Origin of the sequence: Kitasatospora sp. NPDC059747, from assembly GCF_042732955.1 — a bacterium.
GTDB lineage: Bacteria > Actinomycetota > Actinomycetes > Streptomycetales > Streptomycetaceae > Kitasatospora.
Map to the genome: position 1 here is coordinate 7,552 of NZ_JBHWGV010000059.1, position 5,199 is coordinate 12,750.

5 protein-coding genes are annotated in these 5,199 nt (G+C 71.8%); 4 read left to right on the plus strand and 1 reads right to left on the minus strand.

Annotated elements, in window-relative coordinates; all coding sequences use genetic code 11:
- Positions 1 to 280: 280 nt before the first annotated feature.
- On the minus strand, positions 281 to 1,105 hold the full coding sequence (locus tag ACFV4G_RS24615) for a class I SAM-dependent methyltransferase (RefSeq protein ID WP_380443855.1): 825 nt from the start codon (positions 1,103 to 1,105) through the stop codon (positions 281 to 283).
- A 321-nt stretch (positions 1,106 to 1,426) separates the two neighbouring features.
- Here ACFV4G_RS24615 and proS point away from each other — a divergent pair, with 321 nt between their 5' ends.
- From proS to ACFV4G_RS24635, 4 genes are all read left to right on the plus strand, one after another.
- Positions 1,427 to 2,839: a proline--tRNA ligase gene (gene proS, locus ACFV4G_RS24620; protein WP_380443857.1), complete on the plus strand. Its 1,413-nt coding sequence runs from the start codon at positions 1,427 to 1,429 to the stop codon at positions 2,837 to 2,839.
- A gap of 410 nt (positions 2,840 to 3,249) precedes the next feature.
- Positions 3,250 to 3,828, plus strand: coding sequence for a hypothetical protein (locus ACFV4G_RS24625; RefSeq protein WP_380443859.1), 579 nt, complete (start codon positions 3,250 to 3,252; stop codon positions 3,826 to 3,828).
- A 589-nt stretch (positions 3,829 to 4,417) separates the two neighbouring features.
- Positions 4,418 to 4,846 (plus strand): 30S ribosomal protein S16, encoded by a 429-nt coding sequence (rpsP, locus tag ACFV4G_RS24630; protein ID WP_148642771.1) that lies wholly within the window; start codon positions 4,418 to 4,420, stop codon positions 4,844 to 4,846.
- 2 nt (positions 4,847 to 4,848) lie between these two features.
- The gene (locus tag ACFV4G_RS24635) at positions 4,849 to 5,088 is read left to right on the plus strand and encodes an RNA-binding protein (protein WP_030056773.1); all 240 of its coding nucleotides are present in this window, start codon (positions 4,849 to 4,851) and stop codon (positions 5,086 to 5,088) included.
- The last annotated feature ends 111 nt before the right edge of the window (positions 5,089 to 5,199 follow it).

Here is a 5,199-nt window from a genome sequence, read left to right on the forward strand (position 1 = left end):
CCTCCCCACCGCCCTGGAGCACGGCCGCACCACCGACGCCCCCCCCTCCCACGCGCGCCCCCGCCCCGGCACCCGGCGCCGCCGCCGCGGTTCCGGCACCGGGCCCACCCGCCCCGGGGCCCCCCCGCCAACGGCCCCCCCCCCCCCCCCCCGGTTTCGTCCGTCTCGGGGTGTGCCCCCGGTCCGCCGGGTTCCGGCGTGCCGTGTCTGCCGGGCCGCGTGTGCTGCGGTGCGTGTGCCGGGCCGTGCGTGCCGCGCCGCGTGTGCCGCGGTGCCCGGGTCAGCGGCGACGCTCCGCGATCAGGTAGCGGAACACGTTCTCCATCCGGACCGACCCGTCGGCGCGCAGGTAGGGCTGCAGCGCCTCCTCCAGCTCCTTGGCCACCAGCGCGCCGCCGGAGAACTCCTCGGCGGCCTCGAACAGCCCGGTGGAGAGCAGGCCGCGCACCGCGCTGTCCAGGTCCGGATAGGCGAACGGGCAGCTCACCCGGCCGCTGCCGGCCGGACGCAGGCCGGCCGCGGCGATCAGGTCCTCCAGGGCGCCCGGCGCGCTCAGGTCGAACGGGTCGCGCGCGGTGGTGCGGCCGGCCATCCGCCGGGCCACGTCCAGCACCGCGGCGCTCTCGCAGCGCTCCTGCGGCCCCCAGGCGGCCAGCACCACGTGCCCGCCGGGCAGCGTCAGCCGGGCGGCCTCGGCGACCACCGTGCGCGGTTCGGCGCTCGCCGGGAGCTGTTCGAAAACCGTCACCAGCGAATGGGCCGAGCGGGGGAGCGCGGTGGCCGGCCGGGCCCCCGCGCACACCCGCAGCCGACGGTCCCGCGCGAGCTCGCGCAGCTCGTCCCGGGGTTCCTGGCCGGCGACCTGGGCACCCCGGCCGGCCGCCAGCAGGAGCGCCAGCCCGGAGCGGCAGCCCAGGCCCAGCACGCTGCTCGCCGGGCCGACCTCCAGCCGGTCGTAGACCGCCTCGTACAGCGGTACCAGCATGCGTTCCTGGATCTCCGCCCAGTCGCGCGCCCGCGCGGGCCACGCGCCCCCCGCGTGGGGGTGGTGCGGTCGTGCGCCCGCTGGTCGTTCGGTCGTGCCGGTCGTCCGAGCTGAAGCCATCGCGGCCTCCCATCCGGTCCTTCGGTGTGCTGCTACGGCTCCCCCAAAGTCCCGCCCCACTCCAGCGAACAGCGGCTCGGGCGCGGCGTCCAGAGGGGTGCAGGGTGGTGCGCGCGTGTCGCGGTCGTGCGCCCCCTGCTGTCGGCGGGGGTCGTCCCGCGTCCGCGCCCCGTCCGTCCCGTGGTCGTGCCCCGTCCGTCCCGTGGTCGCGCGGTGGTCGTCCCGTGGCCGAGCCGTGCTGTCCCGTGGCCGGGGTGGCCGTCCGCCGCGGGTGTGATACCGATTCGAAGTCAGGGGGCCGCTCCCCGTACCATTCGGGCCATGGCTAAGGCACCCGTTCTCACCCCTCAGGCGGAAGACTTCCCGCGCTGGTACCAGGACCTCATCAACAAGGCCGAGCTGGCCGACAACGGTCCGGTGCGCGGCACCATGGTCATCCGACCGTACGGCTACGGCCTGTGGGAGCGGATGCAGCAGGAGATGGACGCGCGGATCAAGAAGGCCGGCGCGCAGAACGCCTACTTCCCGATGTTCATCCCGCAGTCGTACCTGACCAAGGAGGCCGAGCACGTCGAGGGCTTCGCCCCCGAGCTCGCGGTGGTCACCCACGGCGGCGGCAAGCAGCTGGAGGAGCCGGTCGTCGTCCGGCCGACCTCCGAGACGATCATCAACGAGTACTTCTCCAAGTGGGTGCAGAGCCACCGCGACCTGCCCCTGCTGATCAACCAGTGGGCCAACGTGGTCCGTTGGGAGCTGCGCCCGCGCGTCTTCCTGCGCACCACCGAGTTCCTCTGGCAGGAGGGCCACACCGCCCACGCCACCTACGAGGACGCCCGCGCGTACGCGTCGATGATCCACACGCAGGTCTACGGCGACTTCATGACCAACGTGCTCGGCATCGACGTCGTGCTCGGCCGCAAGACCGCCAAGGAGCGCTTCGCCGGCGCCATCAACACCCTCACCCTCGAGGGCATGATGGGCGACGGCAAGGCCCTGCAGATGGGCACCAGCCACGAGCTGGGCCAGAACTTCGCCAAGGCGTTCAACACCACCTACCAGCTCCAGGGCGCCGAGCGCGAGTACGTCTGGCAGACCTCCTGGGGCGTCTCGACCCGCATGGTCGGCGGCCTGATCATGTCCCACGGCGACGACAACGGCCTGCGCGTCCCGCCGCGCCTGGCCGCCGTCCAGGCCGTCGTCCTCGCCATCAAGGGCGACGACGCGGTCATCGCCAAGGTCCGCGAGATCGGCGCCCGCCTGGAGGCCGTCGGCGTCCGCGTGGTCGTCGACGACCGCACCGACACCCCGTTCGGCCGCCGCGCCGTCGACTGGGAGCTCAAGGGCGTTCCGGTCCGCATCGAGGTCGGCCCGCGCGACCTGGAGAACGGCACCGCGATGCTGGTCCGCCGCATCGCGGGCGGCAAGGAGCCGGTCTCGATCGACGCCCTGGCCGAGCTGCTCCCGGGCGTCCTGGAGGACGACCAGGCGCTCCTGCTGCGCCAGTCCCGCGAGCGCCGCGAGTCGCGCACCGTCGACGTCAAGACCCTCGACGAGGCCGTCGAGGCCGCCGCCACCGGCTGGGGCCGGATCTCCTGGGCCGAGCTCGGCCCGGAGGGCGAGGCCAAGCTGGCCGAGCAGGGCGTCTCGGTGCGCTGCATCGTCGCCGCCGACGGTTCGGTGCCGCAGACGGACGACCAGGAAGGCAATATCGCGATCGTCGCGCGTGCGTACTGATCCCGACCATCGGTACGACCGGCGGTGGGTAATGACCGTTACCGGCAACATTTGCCCGGAATGCGGGTGGTAAGAATCCGGTAACTCTCGCCGACGGCTCCGGACTCGCAACATCCCTACTGGCCGGTCAACTGCCGGTATTAACGGAATAGCGGTACGGTGTACGGCCCGTGGCCCTGTCAACTTCGACAGGACCACGGGCCGTACGTCCTGGGTGCGACAGCCCGCCCCCCGGACGGAATTCACCAGGCCCGCCGAGCTGCGCGGGCCGAAACCGGCAGGGGGTTGGTCTTGCGTCAGATCCGGAACGCGCAATTCGCGCGCGACCATGCATTCCTGGGAGTTCCCTGGGAATTCCCGGAGAACGGGAACAGGCGGAACATCGGCTCGCACTCCATCGTTGGTCTAGCGTGAGCACGACACAGCCCCTCGTCCTCGCGGCCGAACTGGCCGCCGCCTGGAGTGACATCCAGGCCTACCACCAGGACCTCCCGGACCTGGCCTCGCCCGAGGCCCTGATCGGCGAGTCCTCCTCGGCCTGTGGCACGCGGCTCGGTTTCGAGCGGCTCCTCCACGAGGCTGCCCACGGTCTGGCCGCGGCCCGGGACATCCGGGACACCTCGCGGGCCGGCCGCTACCACAACCGGCGCTTCCTGATGCTCGCCTCCGAGCTCGGTCTGGCACACCCGGTGGAACCGCACGCGAGCAGCGGGTTCTCCCAGGTGACCATGCTCAAGGAGACGCAGGAGCGGTACGCCGAGACCATCGAACGCCTGGACCGCGCCCTGGGTGCGCACCAGGAGGCGGTGGCCGGCGAAGGCGCGACGCGCGCCTTCCGCGGGCCGGCCGCCCGGCACGGTTCCTCCGGGGGCGGCGTGCGGGTCAAGGCGGTGTGCGGCTGCGGGCGGAACGTCCGGGTCGTGCCGTCGGTGCTCGCGCAGGCGTCCATCGTCTGCGGCGCGTGCCAGCAGCCCTTCAAGATCGCCTGATCCTGTCGGGTTCGGCGGTTCGTTCCGGGGGTTCCGGGAGTTCCGGCGGTTCTGGTAGGTCCAACCATTTCAGCAATTTCAGCAATCTCGACGGGGTTCGACGAGTTCGGCACGTTCGACGAGTTCGACAAGCGCGTTCGAGAAGTTCGGCAAGGCAGGGCCCATCGGGCTCACGTGACCGGTTCGGGGTCGCGTGACCGGGTGGCAGGACCCGGTGGTCGGCTGTGCGGGCAGCGAAACCGGCGGGTGCGATCGGAAGACTCGTGGACGGAATCAGTGGACTCGACCGGGAGCGGGGGCTCCCGGTCCGGTCCGGCCCCACGAGGTGGGTCCGGGGGCCGGCCGGTCCGGCTCCGGCTCCGTGTCCGGCTCGGTGGACGGGGCCCGGGAAGCCCGGTCCGCAGACGGTGCCCGGGAGGCCCGGTCCAGGCGGTTGGCGCCGGTATGGCAGAATGGACAGCTGAGTACTCGGCAGCCGAGCAGGACCCCTCTCTCCTACGGCTGGCGTGTCCCTTGAACGGTCCGCACCGCAACCCCACGCGATGAACGCGACCGCTCACCCACGTCAACACCAGGAGAATCCACTCCCGTGGCAGTCAAGATCAAGCTCAAGCGTCTCGGCAAGATTCGCTCCCCGCACTACCGCATCGTCATCGCCGACGCGCGCACCAAGCGTGACGGTCGCGCGATCGAGGAGATCGGCATCTACCAGCCGACCTACAACCCCTCGAAGATCGAGGTCGACAGCGACCGCGCCCAGTACTGGCTGTCCGTCGGCGCCCAGCCGACCGAGCCGGTCCTCGCCATCCTCAAGCTGACCGGCGACTGGCAGAAGTTCAAGGGCCTGCCGGCCCCGGCGCCGCTCAAGGTCGCCGAGCCCAAGGTCGAGGACTTCTCGCACCTGTTCGCGAAGGCCGTCGCCGGCTTCGAGGACGCCACCACCGGTGTCGCCATCACCCCGAAGGCCAAGAAGTCGGACAAGGCCGAGGCTGAGGCCGACGCCGCCGCCGAGGCCTGATCGTGATCGAGGACGCCCTCGACCACCTGGTGAAGGGCATCGTCGAGCACCCCGACGAGGTGCAGGTGCGCTCGCGCAACCTGCGTCGGGGGAACACCATCGAGGTGCGTGTGCACCCCGATGACCTCGGCAAGGTGATCGGCCGGGGCGGCCGCACGGCGCGCGCTCTGCGCACCGTGGTCGGCGCCCTCGGCGGTCGCAACGTCCGGGTCGACCTCGTCGACGTGGACAACATCCGCTGACGCATTTAGCAAACGGCTAGGGGGGGGGGGGGGGGCACCGCCCCCCCCCGCGCCCCCGCACTGTGAGTGTGGGCACCGGGGGGCGCCCAATGAGTGTAAATAGAGATACTA

Coding starts and splice junctions, on each gene's coding strand:
- ACFV4G_RS24615 (WP_380443855.1), bottom strand. CDS start 1,105: ATGGCTTCAGCTCGGACGACCGGCACGACCGAACGACCAGCGGGCGCA.
- proS (WP_380443857.1), top strand. CDS start 1,427: ATGGCTAAGGCACCCGTTCTCACCCCTCAGGCGGAAGACTTCCCGCGC.